The organism is Bryocella sp. (assembly GCF_058498515.1).
In genome coordinates this window covers 117,172-132,455 of sequence record NZ_JBMHYI010000005.1, presented here as the reverse complement: position 1 = coordinate 132,455, position 15,284 = coordinate 117,172, and the positions used below count along the sequence as shown (strand labels likewise).

At 63.4% G+C, this 15,284-nt stretch carries 13 protein-coding genes; 9 read left to right on the top strand and 4 right to left on the bottom strand.

Annotated elements, in window-relative coordinates; all coding sequences use genetic code 11:
• Positions 1-23 precede the first annotated feature (23 nt).
• The 4 genes from AC5E6W_RS01535 (at position 24) to AC5E6W_RS01520 (ending at position 7,067) form a co-directional block, all read left to right on the top strand.
• Complete coding sequence (locus tag AC5E6W_RS01535; RefSeq protein ID WP_491750494.1) at positions 24-3,206, top strand: efflux RND transporter permease subunit; 3,183 nt, start codon at positions 24-26, stop codon at positions 3,204-3,206.
• A 40-nt stretch (positions 3,207-3,246) separates the two neighbouring features.
• Positions 3,247-4,509 carry an efflux RND transporter periplasmic adaptor subunit gene (locus tag AC5E6W_RS01530; protein WP_491750493.1) on the top strand — a complete coding sequence of 421 codons (1,263 nt, stop codon included), beginning with the start codon at positions 3,247-3,249 and terminating at the stop codon, positions 4,507-4,509.
• Entirely contained in the window at positions 4,509-6,002 is a 1,494-nt protein-coding gene (locus AC5E6W_RS01525; protein WP_491750492.1) for an efflux transporter outer membrane subunit, read from the top strand. Before AC5E6W_RS01530 ends, AC5E6W_RS01525 begins: the two co-directional genes overlap by 1 nt.
• An 81-nt stretch (positions 6,003-6,083) precedes the next feature.
• The gene (locus AC5E6W_RS01520; RefSeq protein WP_491750491.1) at positions 6,084-7,067 is read left to right on the top strand and encodes an alginate lyase family protein; all 984 of its coding nucleotides are present in this window, start codon (positions 6,084-6,086) and stop codon (positions 7,065-7,067) included.
• Positions 7,068-7,160: 93 nt separating this feature from the next.
• Here AC5E6W_RS01520 and AC5E6W_RS01515 read toward each other — a convergent pair whose 3' ends face one another.
• From AC5E6W_RS01515 to kduI, 3 genes are all read right to left on the bottom strand, one after another.
• Positions 7,161-7,835 carry a bifunctional 4-hydroxy-2-oxoglutarate aldolase/2-dehydro-3-deoxy-phosphogluconate aldolase gene (locus tag AC5E6W_RS01515; protein WP_491750490.1) on the bottom strand — a complete coding sequence of 225 codons (675 nt, stop codon included), beginning with the start codon at positions 7,833-7,835 and terminating at the stop codon, positions 7,161-7,163.
• Between the two features lie 102 nt (positions 7,836-7,937).
• On the bottom strand, positions 7,938-9,041 hold the full coding sequence (locus tag AC5E6W_RS01510) for a PfkB family carbohydrate kinase (protein ID WP_491750489.1): 1,104 nt from the start codon (positions 9,039-9,041) through the stop codon (positions 7,938-7,940).
• Positions 9,042-9,269: 228 nt separating this feature from the next.
• Positions 9,270-10,100: a 5-dehydro-4-deoxy-D-glucuronate isomerase gene (kduI, locus tag AC5E6W_RS01505; protein WP_491750488.1), complete on the bottom strand. Its 831-nt coding sequence runs from the start codon at positions 10,098-10,100 to the stop codon at positions 9,270-9,272.
• 115 nt (positions 10,101-10,215) lie between these two features.
• Here kduI and AC5E6W_RS01500 point away from each other — a divergent pair, with 115 nt between their 5' ends.
• From AC5E6W_RS01500 to kduD, 3 genes are all read left to right on the top strand, one after another.
• The gene (locus AC5E6W_RS01500; RefSeq protein WP_491750487.1) at positions 10,216-10,608 is read left to right on the top strand and encodes a VOC family protein; all 393 of its coding nucleotides are present in this window, start codon (positions 10,216-10,218) and stop codon (positions 10,606-10,608) included.
• 161 nt (positions 10,609-10,769) lie between these two features.
• Positions 10,770-11,288, top strand: coding sequence for a cupin domain-containing protein (locus tag AC5E6W_RS01495; RefSeq protein WP_491750486.1), 519 nt, complete (start codon positions 10,770-10,772; stop codon positions 11,286-11,288).
• A gap of 158 nt (positions 11,289-11,446) precedes the next feature.
• Positions 11,447-12,214, top strand: a complete 768-nt coding sequence (gene kduD, locus AC5E6W_RS01490; protein WP_491750485.1) for a 2-dehydro-3-deoxy-D-gluconate 5-dehydrogenase KduD — start codon at positions 11,447-11,449, stop codon at positions 12,212-12,214.
• Positions 12,215-12,366: 152 nt separating this feature from the next.
• Here kduD and AC5E6W_RS01485 read toward each other — a convergent pair whose 3' ends face one another.
• The gene (locus AC5E6W_RS01485) at positions 12,367-13,590 is read right to left on the bottom strand and encodes a GGDEF domain-containing protein (RefSeq protein WP_491750484.1); all 1,224 of its coding nucleotides are present in this window, start codon (positions 13,588-13,590) and stop codon (positions 12,367-12,369) included.
• Between the two features lie 210 nt (positions 13,591-13,800).
• On the opposite strand from AC5E6W_RS01485, the gene AC5E6W_RS01480 reads away from it, so the two are divergent.
• Together AC5E6W_RS01480 and AC5E6W_RS01475 are read left to right on the top strand one after the other, a co-directional pair.
• Positions 13,801-14,394, top strand: coding sequence for a histidine phosphatase family protein (locus AC5E6W_RS01480; RefSeq protein WP_491750483.1), 594 nt, complete (start codon positions 13,801-13,803; stop codon positions 14,392-14,394).
• A gap of 75 nt (positions 14,395-14,469) precedes the next feature.
• The gene (locus tag AC5E6W_RS01475) at positions 14,470-15,279 is read left to right on the top strand and encodes an ABC transporter ATP-binding protein (RefSeq protein ID WP_491750482.1); all 810 of its coding nucleotides are present in this window, start codon (positions 14,470-14,472) and stop codon (positions 15,277-15,279) included.
• Positions 15,280-15,284 lie beyond the last annotated feature (5 nt).

Here is a 15,284-nt window from a genome sequence, read left to right as displayed (position 1 = left end):
CTCGCACGGCGGAGTTCAACCGTATGTGGATTGTCCGTCTCGCTCTGAATCGGCCCTACACGTTTATCGTGCTGGCCATCCTGATCCTGATCGCTGCGCCGGTTGTTATCCTGCGCACGCCAACCGATATTTTTCCGTCGATCGATATCCCTGTGGTTTCGATTGCATGGCAATACACGGGATTGAACGCCGAGGAACTTGAAGGGCGGTTGACCACGCCCTACGAGAAAGCCCTTACTACGCTTGTCGACAACATCGAGCATGTCGAGTCGACGACGATGACGGGCGAGGCGATCATCAAGGTTTACCTGCAGCCGGGAGCCTCGCTGGACCGCGCGAATGCGCAGGTGTCGGCGGCGTCGGAGTATCTGCTGAAGCAACTTCCTCCGGGCATTCTGCCGCCGCAGATCATTAACTTCTCGGCCTCGAGCGTGCCGATTCTGCAGCTTGGGCTTTCGGGCAAGAATCTCTCCGAGCAGCAACTGAACGATATTGGCAGCAACCAGTTCCGGCCGCAGCTGGCGACGATCCGCGGCGCTGTGCTTCCGAATGTGTACGGCGGCAAGCAGCGCACGATCATGATCCTCCTGGACCCGGGGCGGCTGCAGGCGAAACAGCTTTCGCCGATCGACGTGCTTTCGGCGTTGGGGCGGCAGAATATTGTCGAGCCGGGCGGCACGGTGAAGATCGGGGCGACCGAGTACGACGTGAAGTTGAACAGCTCGCCGTCGACGATCGAAGAGCTATCGCGGCTGCCGATCCGGCAGGTCGGTTCGGCGATGGTCTATATCCGCGACGTTGCGACCATAACGGACAGCAGCATTCCGCAGACGAATATTGTGCGGCAGGATGGACGCCGCGGCGTGCTGGTGTCGGTGCTCAAGTCAGGGAACGCCTCCACGCTGGACGTGGTGAAGTCGGTGCTTGGGAGCTTGCCTCGCATCAAGCAGATTGTGAATCAGCCCGACATGAAGGTGATGCCTATCGGAGATCAGTCGATCTTCGTGCGTGGCTCGATCTCGGGTGTGGTGCGCGAGGCTGTGATTGCCGCGGTGTTGACGGGGCTGATGATCCTGCTGTTCCTTGGATCGTGGCGTTCGACGGTGATCATCGCGGTGTCGATTCCGCTGTCGATCCTGACGTCGATCATCATCCTCAGTCTGCTGGGCGAGACGATCAACATCATGACGCTGGGCGGCCTGGCGCTGGCCGTCGGCATCCTGGTCGACGACGCGACGGTGGAGATCGAGAACACGAACCGGTATCTCGAAGAGGGTTATCAGCTTCGCGAGGCAATCCTTGCCGGTGCGGCGCAGATCGCGGTGCCTGCGCTGGTGTCGACGCTTTGTATCTGCATTGTGTTCATGCCGATGTTCTTCCTCTCGGGCGTGGCGCGATATCTGTTTGTTCCACTGGCGGAGGCCGTGGTCTTCGCGATGCTGGCGTCCTATGTGCTTTCGCGCACACTGGTGCCGACGATGGCGATGTATCTGCTGAAGCCGCATGACTACCACGGTGGCGGTGGATCACGGAACCCGTTCGTGATCTTCCAGCTGGCGTTTGAGCGGGTGTTCGAGCGGGTGCGATCGTCGTATGTGTCGATGCTGGAAGGCATCGTTGGCGCGCGCAAGTTGTTCATCCCGGTCTTCCTGGGCTGCTGTTTGTTGACGACGCTGCTGATTCCGTCCCTGGGGCAGAACTTCTTTCCGCAGTCGGACAATGGGTCATTCATTTTGCATGTGCGCGTGAAGACCGGAACGCGTATTGAGGAGACGGCGCGTCAGTGCGACCTCATCGAGCAGGCGATTCGGCAGACGATTCCTTCCGGGCAGATGGATAACATTCTGGACAACATCGGGCTTCCCTACTCGACGTTGAACACGCAGCATATGACCAGCGGTCTGTTCGGCGCGGGCGATGCGGACATCATGGTGTCGCTGAAGGAAGACCACCAGCCGACGGCGGACTTTGTGCGCAAGCTGCGCGCTAAGCTGCCGCGCGAGTTTCCGGATGTGACGTTCTACTTCCTTCCGTCGGACATCGTGACGCAGATCTTGAACTTCGGTCTGCCGGCTCCGCTGGATATTCAGATCGATGGAACGGACGATGCGGGCAACCGGCGTGTGGCGAACCGGATTCTCGACGAGATTCGGCATGTGCCGGGCGTGGTGGATTCGCGTGTGCAGCAGCCTGCCGATTATCCGACGCTGAACATTGCTGTGGACCGCACGAAGGCGCAGCAGGGTGGTTATACGGAGCAGGACATCGGCACCTCGATGCTGAATGAACTCTCGGGTTCGTCGCAGCTGACGCCGCTGTTCTTCCTCAATCCCAAGAACGGCGTGACGTATCCGATTGTGGCGGAGACGCCGCAGTACCAGGTCCAGAACATGCAGGACCTGGAGAACATCCCGTTGAGCTCGGCGAACGCGAAGCAGCCGGAGATCATTGCGGATGTGGCGAAGATCACTCCGGGGTCGGAGATGCCGGTCATCTCGCACTACAACATTCGCCGGGTGCTGGACATCTTTGCGGGCGTGCAGGATCGCGACCTGGGTGCGGTGGCGAAGGATGTGGAGAAGATCATCGCGAGGAACAAGCCCAACCTGGCGACGGGTAACTTCGTGACGATGCGCGGGCAGGTCTCGACGATGCGGAGCTCCTATGTGGGTTTGCTGTTCGGCCTGCTGTTCGCGATTTTGCTGGTGTATCTGCTCATTGTCGTGAACTTCCAGAGCTGGCTGGACCCATTCATCATCATCACTGCGCTGCCTGCGGCGCTCGCGGGCATTATCCTGTTCCTGTTCGTCACGCAAACGACGCTCTCGGTTCCTGCACTGATGGGCGCGATTATGTGCATGGGCGTGGCGACGGCCAACTCGATCCTGGTGGTGTCGTTCGCCAAGGACCGGCTGGTGGAGACCGGCGATGCGCTGCGAGCGGCGGCGGAAGCGGGGATGACGCGCTTCCGTCCGGTGTGCATGACGGCGTTGGCGATGATCATCGGCATGGTTCCGATGTCGCTGGGGCTGGGTGAAGGTGGAGAGCAGAATGCGCCGCTGGGCCGCGCCGTGATCGGCGGCCTTTCGATGGCGACGGTAGCGACGCTGATCTTCGTGCCGGCGGTGTTCGCTCTGCTACATGGCGGCTCGAAGACGGGTCCGAAGCAGGCGGCTGAAGCAGAGCAGGAACATGCGCACGCCTAGAGCATTACGAGAGCTTGAGAAGAGGCTGGAGATTCTGAAGATGGCAGTCGACATGAATACCGAAGTTACCCACCCGTCGACCGGCAACCCTGACGGCTCGACACCGCACTTTCCGCCGCATCCGGATCCCGGACATGCGCTGCCTGCGCCGGAGCGCCAGTTGTCTGGCGGGGTGTGGGTGGGCGTCGTGCTGGTGGTGCTGCTGGTGGTGGTTGCGATTGCGTACGGCATCATTCAGCGCGGGCACGCGGAGCATCGTCTCGAGGAGACGACGAATGCGAGCGCGGTGCTGTCGGTGAACGTGACGCGGCCCACTCCTGCGGAGGCTGGGGCAGAGGTTCGTTTCCCGGGCAACACGCAGGCGTTCGATGACACGCCGATCTACGCGCGGACAAGCGGCTACCTGAAGAAGTGGTACGTGGACATCGGGCAGAAGGTGAAGAAGGGCGAGCTGATGGCGACCATCGAGACGCCGGAGCTGGATGAACAGCTGCAGGTCTCGCAGGCGAACCTGAAGAGCGCGGAGGCCGACCTCGCGCTGGCGAAGACGACGTCGGAACGCTACCAGAACCTGCTGAAGCAGGATTCGGTGTCGAAGCAGGAGACGGATGTGGCGGTGTCCGGTGCAGCGGCGAAGCAGGCTGCGGTGGATGCGGCCGAGGCCAATGTGCGCCGACTGCAGCAGCTGGTGTCGTTCGAGAAGGTCTATGCTCCGTACTCTGGCGTGGTGACCGAGCGCAACACCGACATTGGAGACCTGATCGACGCGGGTTCCCCCACAACGAGCGGGGCCGCCAAGGAGCTGTACCGCATTGCTTCGGTGGACAAGCTGCGCGTCTTTGTTCCGGTGCCTGAGGTCTACGCTCCGTCGATCCAGAATGGCTCAAAGGCGACGCTGACGCTGGATGAGTATCCGGGCAAGGAGTTTGTGGGCACGGTGGCGCGCAACTCGAACGCGATCGATATGAACTCGCGCACACTGAACGTCGAGGTGGACGTTGACAACCCGGATGGCAAGCTGCTGCCGGGAGCATATGTGTTTGCGCACTTCAAGATTCCGCTGACGGAGCGCATGTTGTCGGTGCCGTCCAACACGCTGCTGTTCCGGCAGGAGGGCCTGCGTGTTGGGCTTGTTCAAAACGGCAAGGTGCACCTGCAACCCGTGACGATCGGGCGAGACAACGGCAAGAACGTGGACATTGCTACGGGCCTGACGGCGAATGACCTGGTAATCCTGAATCCTTCGGACTCGCTGGCGGAGGGTGACCAGGTGCAGGTGACCAACCGCCCGGCGGTGAAGTGATGCGGGACGTGAGCTCCATGCAGGGTGGTCTCAACGCGTGGCGGATTGCGGCGCTGGCGTTCGTGCCGCTGGCGCTTGCAGGCTGCAACGTGGGGCCGAAGTACACGGCGCCTGTCGCGCCTGCGCCTCCCGCGTTCAAAGAAGCTATACCCGCTGACTACAAAGGCGATGCGACGTGGAAGCCGGGGCAGCCGAATGATGCGATTCCGCGCGGCGCTTGGTGGACCGTGTTCAATGATGCGCAGCTCAATGCGTTGGAGCCGCAGGTGGAGACCGCGAACCAGACGCTGAAGCAGGCGGATGCGAATCTGCGCGCGGCCGAGGCGGAGATCAAGGTTCGCAAGGCGGACCGTTTTCCGACGTTCGGTATCGATCCGGCGGTGGGTGGGGGACGGTACTCGCAGCAGTCGCCGTACTTCAACGCGGCGTCGGGATTCCCGGTGACGGGATCGACGACGCAGTATCCGGTGGAGTTCAACTACGAGGTGGACCTGTGGGGACAGGTTCGCAAGAACATTGCGGCCGGCCGTGAGGAGGCGCAGGCTTCTGCTGCGGATCGAGTGAACATCCTGCTCTCGCTGCAGGCCACGCTGGCGACGGACTACTTCCAGCTGCGGACTTCGGACAGCCTGGTGCACTTGCTGGATGCGACGGTGGTGCAGTACCAGGAGGCGTTGCGGATTACTACCAATCGCTTCAATGGCGGTGTTTCGCCGAAGAGCGATGTGACGCAGGCGCAGACGCAGCTTTCCGCGGCGATGGTGCTGGCGACCGATATACACATTCAGCGCGCGCAGTATGAACATGCGATCGCGATGCTGATCGGCAAGGCTCCGGCGGACCTCACGATTCCCGACTCGCCGCTGGCGACGAGTTCTGTGCCTCCGGGGATTCCTCCGGGGCTGCCTTCGGAGCTGCTGGAGAGACGTCCGGACATCGCTGCGGCGGAACGCAGGGCGGCGGAAGGCAACGAAGCGATCGGAGTGGCGGAGGCGGCGTTCTATCCTTCCGTGCTGCTCTCGGGCGCGCTGGGCTATGCTTCGACGTCGGCGGTGCAGTCGCTGTTCTCGCCGGCCAACGTGATCTATGCGCTGGGGCCGGGCATTGCGTTTACGGTGTTCGACGGCGGACGGCGCAAGGGCGTGCGGGATGAGGCGTATGCGCTGTTCGATCGGAACTCCGCGGCCTACAAACAGACGGTGCTGACGGCGTTCCAGCAGGTGGAGGACAACCTGGTGGCGCTGCATACGCTGACGGATGAGGCGGCTCAGCAACACCAGGCGACGGTCTCGGCGCAGGAGTCGCAGAGGATCTTCAACAACCGTTATGTGGGCGGCGTGGATACGTATCTGCAGGTGATTACGGCGCAGACGACGGCGTTGAATAATGAGGTCAACGAGATCGATATCCTGCGGCGCAGGATGACGGGCACGGTGAGCCTGATCATGGCGCTGGGCGGGGGATGGGATCGCACGCAGTTGCCGCCGCAGTAGGGGATTTCGAAAGAGCTTGATTGAGTTTTGAGCTGGGAGTTCGGAGTCGTGAGTCGAGGACTCCGTGCTAGGCTCTTGCGCATGGCTTCGTCGATCACACGGCGCGGGTTTTGTGGGTTGTCGCTGGCTGCGATGGCGTCGCGTGGGATTTGGGCGCAGTCTGCGATGGCGAGCGTGGCGGCCATCGAGCGCGAGCGAGTGCTGGCCGAGGCCGCGCGCGAAGTCGAACCGAAGGATGCGATTCAGTTCTCGGCGCGGGTTGCGGTGCTGACTGCGGCCTTCGTTCTGACGAAGGATGAGGCTTACGCGGGCAGGGCGCGGGAGCTGCTGAACGCGTGGCTGCTGGCTTCGGACACGCGGCTTGCGCCCGCTGTGAAGCTGGGCGTGATGGGGATGATTCCGCTGGCTGAGGTGGCAGTGGCGCTGCGGTTCCTGGTCGACTTCCTGGAGCCGGAGATGCTCGCGGCGGTGCGGGCTGTCTTTGCGGACGCGCAGGAGTATCTGCAGAGCGATCATGATGCGCTGCTGGCGCGGGACAAGAGCGATGTGCGGGGAGCGGCGTGGCTGCTGGAGTCTGCGGCGTTCGCGCGGGCGATGCCGGATGAGGCAGCGCTAATCGCGTGTCGGCGATGGTTGCGGACAGCGCTGCGCAAGCAGGTGTCTTCCGATGGAACGTTTCCTGAGGAGATCGCGAGCGCGAATCCGCTGCGGAATTCGTTATGCCATTTTGATTTGCTGGCGGGCGCTTGTCAGCTGCTGACGACGCCGTTCGAGAATCTGTGGAAGGTCGAGCTGATGGATGGGCCGGGCGTGCGCGTGGTGGTGGCTTGGCTGTATCCACGGGTGAAGGACCTGGCGCTGTGGACCGCGGTCGCGGACGCACAGCACTTCCGCGATGTGCCGCTGCGGAGGCCGGGGTTCCTGTTCTGTGGGCGCGCTTACGATCGGCCGGAATATGTGGAGCTGTGGGAGTCGGAGAGTGCAGCGGTGCCTGCTGCGCTGGCAGCTAGCGTACCGATTCGTGAACCGCTGCTGTGGGTGACGCGGGCCCAGCATGGGCTGTAGCGCGGCGTGCAACCGCATGGGGATTCTGTCGAGCGATGAGGTGCTGAGGTCGCCCGCTGCGCGGGCTGGAGCGACGAGGAAGCGCTTGATCGATTAGTTGGCCGGCAGCAGGCTGGCCTGGTACTCGGCGATGATTTCGAGGTACTTCTTTGCGGCGTGGGTGATCTTGTGGGCTTCGCCGGCGGTGAGGGCCTTCGTGTCGACGAGATCCGCGCCGACGCCGAGAGCATAGGCTCCCGCGTCGAGGAAGTGGCGGGCGGTTTCGAGCGAGACGCCGCCGGTGGGAATCATCTTGATGTGCGGCAGCGGGGCCTTGAGCGAAGCGATGTACTTCGCTCCTCCCATGGCAGAAGCGGGGAAGACCTTGACGACGTCCGCGCCGGCGTTCCATGCGGTGAGGATCTCGGTGGGGGTGAGCGAGCCGGGCAGGACGGCGATGCCTTCGCGGTTGCAGAGGGCGATGGTGTCGAGGTTGAGCGCGGGGCTGACGATGAACTTCGCGCCCTCGGCGAGGCAGGCGCGGGCGGCTTCGGGATCGAGGACGGTGCCGGCGCCGACGAGGATGTCGGGGCGGTCCTTGATGAGGCGGCGGATGACGTTGATGGCGCCGGGGACGGTCATGGTGACTTCGAGGCACTTCACGCCGCCGTCGGCGATGGCTTCGGCGAGGGCGAGGGCCTGATCTTCGCTGGAGGCGCGGAGGACGGGCACGAGGCCGATCTGCTTCATGGCGTCGAGGACCTGGGTCTTGTTCATGGAGGCGTACATGTGGAGCTCCTTCCCTCAGGGGCTAAAGCCCCCTTCTGTGGGGCTGATCTTATGGCGGGGCTGAAGCCCCGCCCTGACAAAGCAAGTCGTGAGAGATCCTTGTCAGCGCTGGGTGGCGGCGCTGCCGCCCTGCATGAGGCGTTCGACTTCGGGGAGTGTGGCCATGGAGGAGTCGCCGGGCGTGGTCATGACGAGGGCTCCGTGGGCGATTCCGCAGTCGACGGCCCACTGCGGGCCGTGGCCCTGCATGAGGCCGTAGATGACTCCGGCGGCGAAGCCGTCGCCGCCGCCGACGCGGTCGAAGATCTCGAGCTCGGGGAAGGTGATGCCCTGATGGGCGTGGCCTTCGGCGAAGAGGAAGCCAGTCCACTCATTGCGGCTGGCGCTGACGGCCTTGCGCGAGCTCATGGCGATGACCTTGAGGTGCGGGAACTCGGCGGTGACGCGTTGGCCCATGGGGGCGAAGGTTTCGAGGGTATGCGAGGCGGGTTGGTGCGAGCTTTCGCCGAGGATGGCGGCGACGTCGCCTTCGTGGCCGAAGAGAACATCGACGAAGGGCATGAGCGAGCGGTTGGCGTCGACGGAGCCCTGGCGGCCGCCGCGGGACTTCCAGAGCGAGGGACGATAGTTGCCGTCGAAGCTGACGATGACGCCGTGGCGCCTGGCGGCCTGCATGGCTTCGAGCACGAGGGCGGTGGAATTTTCGCTGAGCGCCACCATGATGCCGCCGGTGTGGAACCAGCGTGCGCCTTCGCCCGCGAAGATCTCATCCCAGTTGACGTCGCCGGGTTTGAGCTGGGAGATCGCGGTGGCACCGCGGTCCATCATGCCCATGCCGCCGCGGACGCCGAAGCCGCGCTCGAGGAAGTACACGCCGTTGCGGGCGGCTCGGCCGACGCCGTCGAACTCACGCCAGAGGACGTGGGACTGGTCGACGCCGCCCTGCAGCATGAGGTCTTCGATGAGGCGGCCGACGGGGTTGTCGACGAAGGCCGAGACGAGCGCGGTGCGCGAGGCGAAGCAACGGCGCAGGGCGCGGGCGACGTTGTACTCGCCGCCGCCCTCCCAGACATTGAACGAGCGCGTGCGGGAGATGCGGGTTTCGCCGGGATCGAAGCGCAGCATGACCTCGCCGAGGGAGACGAGGTCCCAGCGGCAGGCAGCGGCGGAGCGGAGGTTGAGGCCGTCGTGGTTGGTGTCGGGCATGGTTGGGAGAGATCGTACCTCAGCAGCGGAAGCGTCGGGAATGACAGCGCGGGTGGAGCAACGGCAACTACGAACGCGGCGGGCGCGGAGTACGCAGCGTTGCGCGGAGGGGGGATCCTCTCCATGAAGACAGGAAAAGCAAGAACAGACGTAGATTCCTTCGGGAATGACAACAAAAAGGCAAAAGCAGGTCCTTCGGCTGCGCCTCAGGATGACAACTCCGGGGGCTTAGCGAAGGTCGACGACGGCGACGGGGTCCATGTCGGCGTAGTCCTGGTTTTCTCCGCCCATGCCCCAGCAGAAGCCGTAGTTTTTTGTGCCGACGCCGGCGTGGATGCTCCAGCCTGGGGAAACGACGACTTCCTTGTCCTTCATGACGATGTGGCTGGTGGCGTCGGGCGGTCCCATGAGGTGCAGGATGCGGTGGGCGGGGTCGACGTCGAAGTAGAAGTAGATCTCGCTGCGGCGCATATGGGTGTGCGGCGGCATGGTGTTCCAGATGGAGCCTGAGTCGAGCAGGGTGAAGCCCATGACGAGCTGGCAGCTCTGGATGCCTTCACGATGGATGGCCTTGAAGATGGAGCGCTTGTTGCAGGTCTCCTGCGCGCCGAGGTTGACGGGCGCGAGGGTGGAGAACTTGGCGAGGGCGATGGGGTGCTCGGCGTGGGCGGGATAGCTGAGCAGGTAGTAGGCGGCGGGTGCGCTGGCGTCCGCTGACGCGAAGCTGATGGCCTTGCTGCCGCGGGGGACGTAGAGCGTATCGAGCTTGTCGAGCTCGTAGGTGTTTCCGTCGACGGTGACGTTGCCCTTGCCTCCGACGTTGAAGACGCCGAGCTCGCGGCGCTGGCAGAAGAAGTCGGCGCGGAGCTCAGGCTGGGTCTCGAGCGTGAGCGGGGCCGTGGTGGGGATGCAGCCGCCCACGACGGCGCGGTCGAGGTCGACGTAGGCGAGGGTGAGCTGTCCGGGGGTGAAGAGTTCTTCGAGGAGGAAGGTCGAGCGCAGCTCGGCGGTGGTCATGGTGGGGTATCGGACCGGATCGGCCATTTGGAGCAGCTTCATTGCGCGTACCTCATTCGTCTCGTCGTAAGATTCGACACAAGTATAGCTGCGGGTCGTGGGTGCTGGCGTGACTGCGAGGTTGGATCGAAGTGCCAGCGTTGAGGGAGGAGACGGAATGAGCCGACCAGTCGTGAACGGCATCGCACCATTTTTTATTGTTCGAAGCGCTGCGGCAGCGGTCGCGTTCTATCGCGATCGGCTGGGCTTCGATGTCCTTTATTTGGAACCTGAGCCTGATCCCTTCTTTGGAATGGTCTACCGCGATGGAGCGATGCTCATGGTGAAGCAAGTGGAGGTCGAGCCGACGCCTAACGTCACGCGCCATCCATGGGCCCCGTGGGATGCGTACGTTAACGTCGCCGATCCTGATGGGCTGGCGGCGGAGTTCGCGTCGCGGGGCGTGACGTTTTCCGTGGAGCTGATGGATACGCATGACGGGCTGCGGGGATTCGAGCTGAAGGATGCGGACGGGTACGTGCTGTTCTTCGGCAGGCCACGGCGGGAATGATGGGGGTGTTGACCAGCAGGTTTCTCCACTTCGCAGGACGATGAGACCGTCCTGCTCCGGTCGAAATGGCACATCATCTATGTTTGACGTATGGAGTGCAGCCGACGCTGGCGTGAAGGGGCGGTAGCAAAAGATAGGCTGAATGTGGTTCACTTCCAGCCATGGCTACTCGACCCTCGCGACGCAATTTTCTTCGTTCTGCTCCGCTGGCCGCCGCTGCGGCTTCGCTTTCCCTGCCTGAGGCGCTGATGGCGCAGGGCGCCCCGGCCAAGCCGTTTCCGATCAAGGTGGTCACTGCCGCCGAGCTCGCGCAGCGCACGGAGGAGCTGAAGGCGAAGCCCGGGAACTTCGATTTTTCGCCTAACCCGATGCTGCCGTTCACGTGCGTGCTGACCGTGGAGACGAACAAGGCCGGCAAGGAGTTTGAGTGGCATGAGGGGCGGGACCACATCTTCCAGATCCTTGAGGGCGAGACCACGTATGAGCTGGGCGGCACGCCCGAGGGCGCGCATATGACCAAGCCCAGCGAGTGGCTGGCGCCGAAGATGAATGGGGCGACGACCGTGACGCTGAAGAAGGGCGACATCCTGATGATCCCGCGGAATACGCCGCATCGGCGGACGACGAAGGGCAGCGTGACGTTCTATTTGTTCTCGGTCGAGGGCGCGTTGAAGGCGTAAGGGCGGAGGGCCCAGCGTTCAGGGCCCAGCGTACAGAATGAAGACGAGGAAGCAGCAAGTCGGTCGCGGGGCATTGAAACGCGGAATCCCTTTGGGAATGACAACGCAGGAAGAGTCGGCTTGTGTGCCTCTGCGTCTGGCGTCTACCCTGTGAGCACATGAACATCCTCGATCTGTTTCGTCTTGACGGCAAAGTGGCTCTTGTAACCGGTGCGGCCAGCGGCTTAGGAGCAGCGATGGCGCAGGCGTTGGCGCAGGCCGGCGCGGAGGTCGCGGTGCATGGCAATCGGCGCGCGGCGACCGAGACTGCCGAAGGCATCGTTTCCGCAGGCGGCAAGTCGTCGGCGTTTCAGGCGGATCTAGGCGACAAGACCGGAGCGGAGAAGCTCTTCACCGAGGTGAAGGAAGCCTTCGGGCGGGTCGACATCCTGATCAACAATGCCGGGACGATTGCTCGCGCGGACGCCGTGGACACGACGCTGGAGGACTGGGAGCGGGTGATCCAGGTGAACCTCACGAGCGTGTTCCAGCTCTCGCAGCTGGCGGGGCGGGACATGATTGGGCGCGGCGCGGGCGGGAAGATCGTCAACATTGCGTCGCTGCTGAGCTTCCAGGGCGGGATTCGCGTGCCGGCGTACTCGTCGTCCAAGGGTGGGGTGGCGCAGCTGACGAAGGCGCTGGCGAACGAGTGGGCGCCGAAGAAGATCCAGGTGAATGCGATTGCGCCGGGCTACTTTGCGACGACGAATACGGAGGCGCTGCAGGCGGACGAGACGCGCAACCGGCAGATCCTGGAGCGCATTCCGGCGGGACGTTGGGGGCAGCCGGTGGATCTTGCGGGGGCGGCGCTGTTCCTGAGCGCTCCCGCCAGTGATTATGTGACGGGGACCGTGCTGACGGTCGACGGTGGGTGGATGGGGCGGTAGAGCCTCTGGGTGTCGAGGATCGGTCCCTCAGGGGCTAGAGCCCCAACCTTTCCGGACAAATGATGGCGGGGCTGAAGCCCGGCACCGACAAAACGAGCTACTGGCCCAGGTCCGTTTTAAATGGGACGTGGGCGCTCAGCTTCCTTCGTGCTTCAACGATGGATGATGGCTCCGGGCTCGGGAGAGTCGTCGATCCGGCTCAGGGCATCGTTCGTGATCCAGTCGGGGGCTTTGAAGTAGCAGACGCGGTCTCGGCCGTTCTGCTTGGCTTCGTAGAGTGCGACGTCGGCTTCGCGCAGAAGCTCCCCGCCATCGAGCTGCTGCCGCTGGCGGGTGCTGGTGACGCCAAAGCTGGCGGTTACGTAGACGTCGGTGGCAGGCAGCAGGTCCGGGCAGCTGCGGAGGCTGTGGCAGAGCTCCTCCATCAGCGAGGCGGAGCGGCCGATGTCGGTGTGAGGGAAGAGCAGCACGAACTCTTCGCCGCCGAGGCGGGCGAGGACGTCGGTGCGGCGCAGACGCTTGCCGAGGAAGTCAGCGAGGCCGCGCAGGATCGCATCGCCGGCGGGATGGCCGTAGCGGTCGTTGACGGACTTGAAGTGATCGAGGTCGAGGATGGCGAGCGTGAGCTCCTGGCTGTAGCGCCGGTAGCGGGCGAGCTCGCGCTCGAGCGCCTGCTCGAGCCCGCGGCGGTTGAGAACACAGGTCAGAGGATCGATGATGCTCTGCTGCAGGAGATCCCACTCGGAGCGTGCCTGCATCATCCAGATGAAACCCAGGGGCAGCAGCGAGACATTGACCACGTAGGTGATGGCGCAAACGATGGCCAGGCGCGGTGTGGTGACGTCGGGATCGCCGTGCATGACGAAGACGACACAGGGGCGTGCGAACTCGACGGTGGCGAAGATGGCGAAGAAGCCCGCCATGAGCAGGCGTGGCGCCCGGGTGAGGCGCTCCTGCCGGCCCAGGAGGAGCACGATGGTGATGAGCGACTCCAGGCCGATCAGGAGATCGCTGAAGGCGTTGGAGGCTACCGGCGACGGTGCATTCTGCCAGGCCATGAGGATGGGGAAGCCTGCGAGGAGGATGATCCCGGAGAAGAAGATGGCGGTGCGCGGACGGCGGTCGAAGCATACGATCGCGACGTTGAAGATGGCGTAGGACAGAGGGACCATCCCCGGGCCGACGCCGCGCGTGAGCCAGATGGGGAAGTGCGCGCCGAAGAGATCGATGGCGGCGCTGAACGAGTTGGCGACAAAGGTGTACCAGAGCCAGCGGCGCGTGCGGTCGTTCCAACGCTGCGCCGCGAGCACACCGAAGACGACGGTGAAGCAGAGAAGCTGTACGTCCTGGATGAGTAAGATCGCGTCGACAAGCATTGCAGGGCATGTTCAGGATACAGGTGGGTTGCGGAAAGTGGCGTCCCACAAGGGGATTCGTCGGGATGCGCAATTGGGGCATTACTTCTGTGCCGTGGTTTTCTGGCTCGCGGAACATTGGCCGCTGCGAGTCTCGCCGCCGGGATACGTAAAGCGACGGAAGCATCCGTATATTGAAAGCAGAGCCTTTCCGGGAGGACTTGAAGAACGATGGCGAAGGTAGAGCTTTGGCTGGTACGACATGGGGAGACCGAATGGTCCTTGAGTGGAGCGCACACCAGCACAACGGACATTCCGCTGACAGAGCATGGGCGGGAGCGGGCGTGTGAGTTGCGTGAGTATCTGAAAGCGTACAGCTTTGCCTCGGTATTCGTGAGCCCGCTGCAGCGCGCGCGAGAGACGTGCAGCATCGCCGGCTTTGGGGACGTGGCACAGATCGATAACAATCTCGTCGAGTGGAACTATGGCGAGGCTGAGGGCAAGACGACCGCGCAGATGCGCGAGATCTATGGGCCGGACTGGAGTGTGTGGACCAATCCATTGAAGGGCGGCGAGACGCCTGACGAGGTTGGAACGCGCGCGGACAAGGTGATCGCGCGTGCCCTGGCGGCCGCGGGCACGGAGGGCAAGGTCGCGCTGTTCGGGCATGCGCACATTCTGCGGATCCTTGCGGCGCGGTGGCTTGGCTTGCCCGCTGTCGATGGCAAGAACTTTGCGCTGAGCACGGGAAGTGTCAGCGTGCTGGGGTTCGAGCGCGAGACGCATGTCATCGAGCGGTGGAATCGGAGCTTCGAGAACGATTAGTTTGGGGTCGAGTGATCGCAGGAATAGCCTGGCGGCCTGAACGGCGTTTCAACGAGTTAGAGGGAGAGAGCGAGGTTGTCGCAGTCCGTGGAGCCCATCGTCGAACTGGAGAATGTGAACGTCGCACGCGGTGAGAACGTGGTGCTGCATGACCTTAGCCTGCGCATCGAGCCTGGCGAGCATCTCGCGATCCTGGGACCGAATGGTTGTGGCAAGTCGACGCTGCTGAAGACGATGACGTGCGAATGCTATCCGCTGGTGCGGCCCGGCACCCGGGTGCGTTTGCTGGGCCGCGAGCGTTGGGACCTCACGCAGCTGAAGCGCAAGCTGGGCGTGGTGAGCGCAGAGCTGCCGGGAAGGCAAACGTTGACGACGTCGGGCTTTGAGGCGATCCTCACGGGATTTTTCTCGAGCTCGACGTTGTGGCCGAACCTCGCGGTGACCGAGGCGATGCGCGAGCGTGCCGAGGAGATCGTGCATGAGGTCGGTGCGGAGAAGCTGCGGGCAAAGCCTGTTGGCGAGATGAGCGCAGGTCAGCAGCGGCGCATCATGATTGGGCGTGCGATGGCGGGCGCGAGCGAGGACGGGCGAGGCGAGGTGCAGATGCTGCTGCTCGACGAGCCCTCGAATGCGCTCGACCTTGCAGCGCAGCATGATCTTCGCGAGATGTTGCGCAAGCTGGCACAGCGCGGGATCGCGATCCTGCTGATCACACACCATATTGCGGACATCCTCCCTGAGATGAAGCGCATTGTGATGATGCGGGAAGGCCGTGTCATCGCTGATGGCACGAAGAGCGATCTGTTGACCGCAGAGAAGCTTAGCGAACTCTTTGGACGTGACATCCAGATGAGTGAACGCGACGGTTACTTCAACGCTTGGTGAGCGGT

Excerpts from the sequence above, each read along its gene's own strand:
- AC5E6W_RS01535 (WP_491750494.1), top strand. The coding sequence starts at position 24 with ATGTGGATTGTCCGTCTCGCTCTGAATCGGCCCTACACGTTTATCGTG.
- AC5E6W_RS01530 (WP_491750493.1), top strand. The coding sequence starts at position 3,247 with ATGGCAGTCGACATGAATACCGAAGTTACCCACCCGTCGACCGGCAAC.
- AC5E6W_RS01525 (WP_491750492.1), top strand. The coding sequence starts at position 4,509 with ATGCGGGACGTGAGCTCCATGCAGGGTGGTCTCAACGCGTGGCGGATT.
- AC5E6W_RS01520 (WP_491750491.1), top strand. The coding sequence starts at position 6,084 with ATGGCTTCGTCGATCACACGGCGCGGGTTTTGTGGGTTGTCGCTGGCT.
- AC5E6W_RS01515 (WP_491750490.1), bottom strand. The coding sequence starts at position 7,835 with ATGTACGCCTCCATGAACAAGACCCAGGTCCTCGACGCCATGAAGCAG.
- AC5E6W_RS01510 (WP_491750489.1), bottom strand. The coding sequence starts at position 9,041 with ATGCCCGACACCAACCACGACGGCCTCAACCTCCGCTCCGCCGCTGCC.
- kduI (WP_491750488.1), bottom strand. The coding sequence starts at position 10,100 with ATGAAGCTGCTCCAAATGGCCGATCCGGTCCGATACCCCACCATGACC.
- AC5E6W_RS01500 (WP_491750487.1), top strand. The coding sequence starts at position 10,216 with ATGAGCCGACCAGTCGTGAACGGCATCGCACCATTTTTTATTGTTCGA.
- AC5E6W_RS01495 (WP_491750486.1), top strand. The coding sequence starts at position 10,770 with ATGGCTACTCGACCCTCGCGACGCAATTTTCTTCGTTCTGCTCCGCTG.
- kduD (WP_491750485.1), top strand. The coding sequence starts at position 11,447 with ATGAACATCCTCGATCTGTTTCGTCTTGACGGCAAAGTGGCTCTTGTA.
- AC5E6W_RS01485 (WP_491750484.1), bottom strand. The coding sequence starts at position 13,590 with ATGCTTGTCGACGCGATCTTACTCATCCAGGACGTACAGCTTCTCTGC.
- AC5E6W_RS01480 (WP_491750483.1), top strand. The coding sequence starts at position 13,801 with ATGGCGAAGGTAGAGCTTTGGCTGGTACGACATGGGGAGACCGAATGG.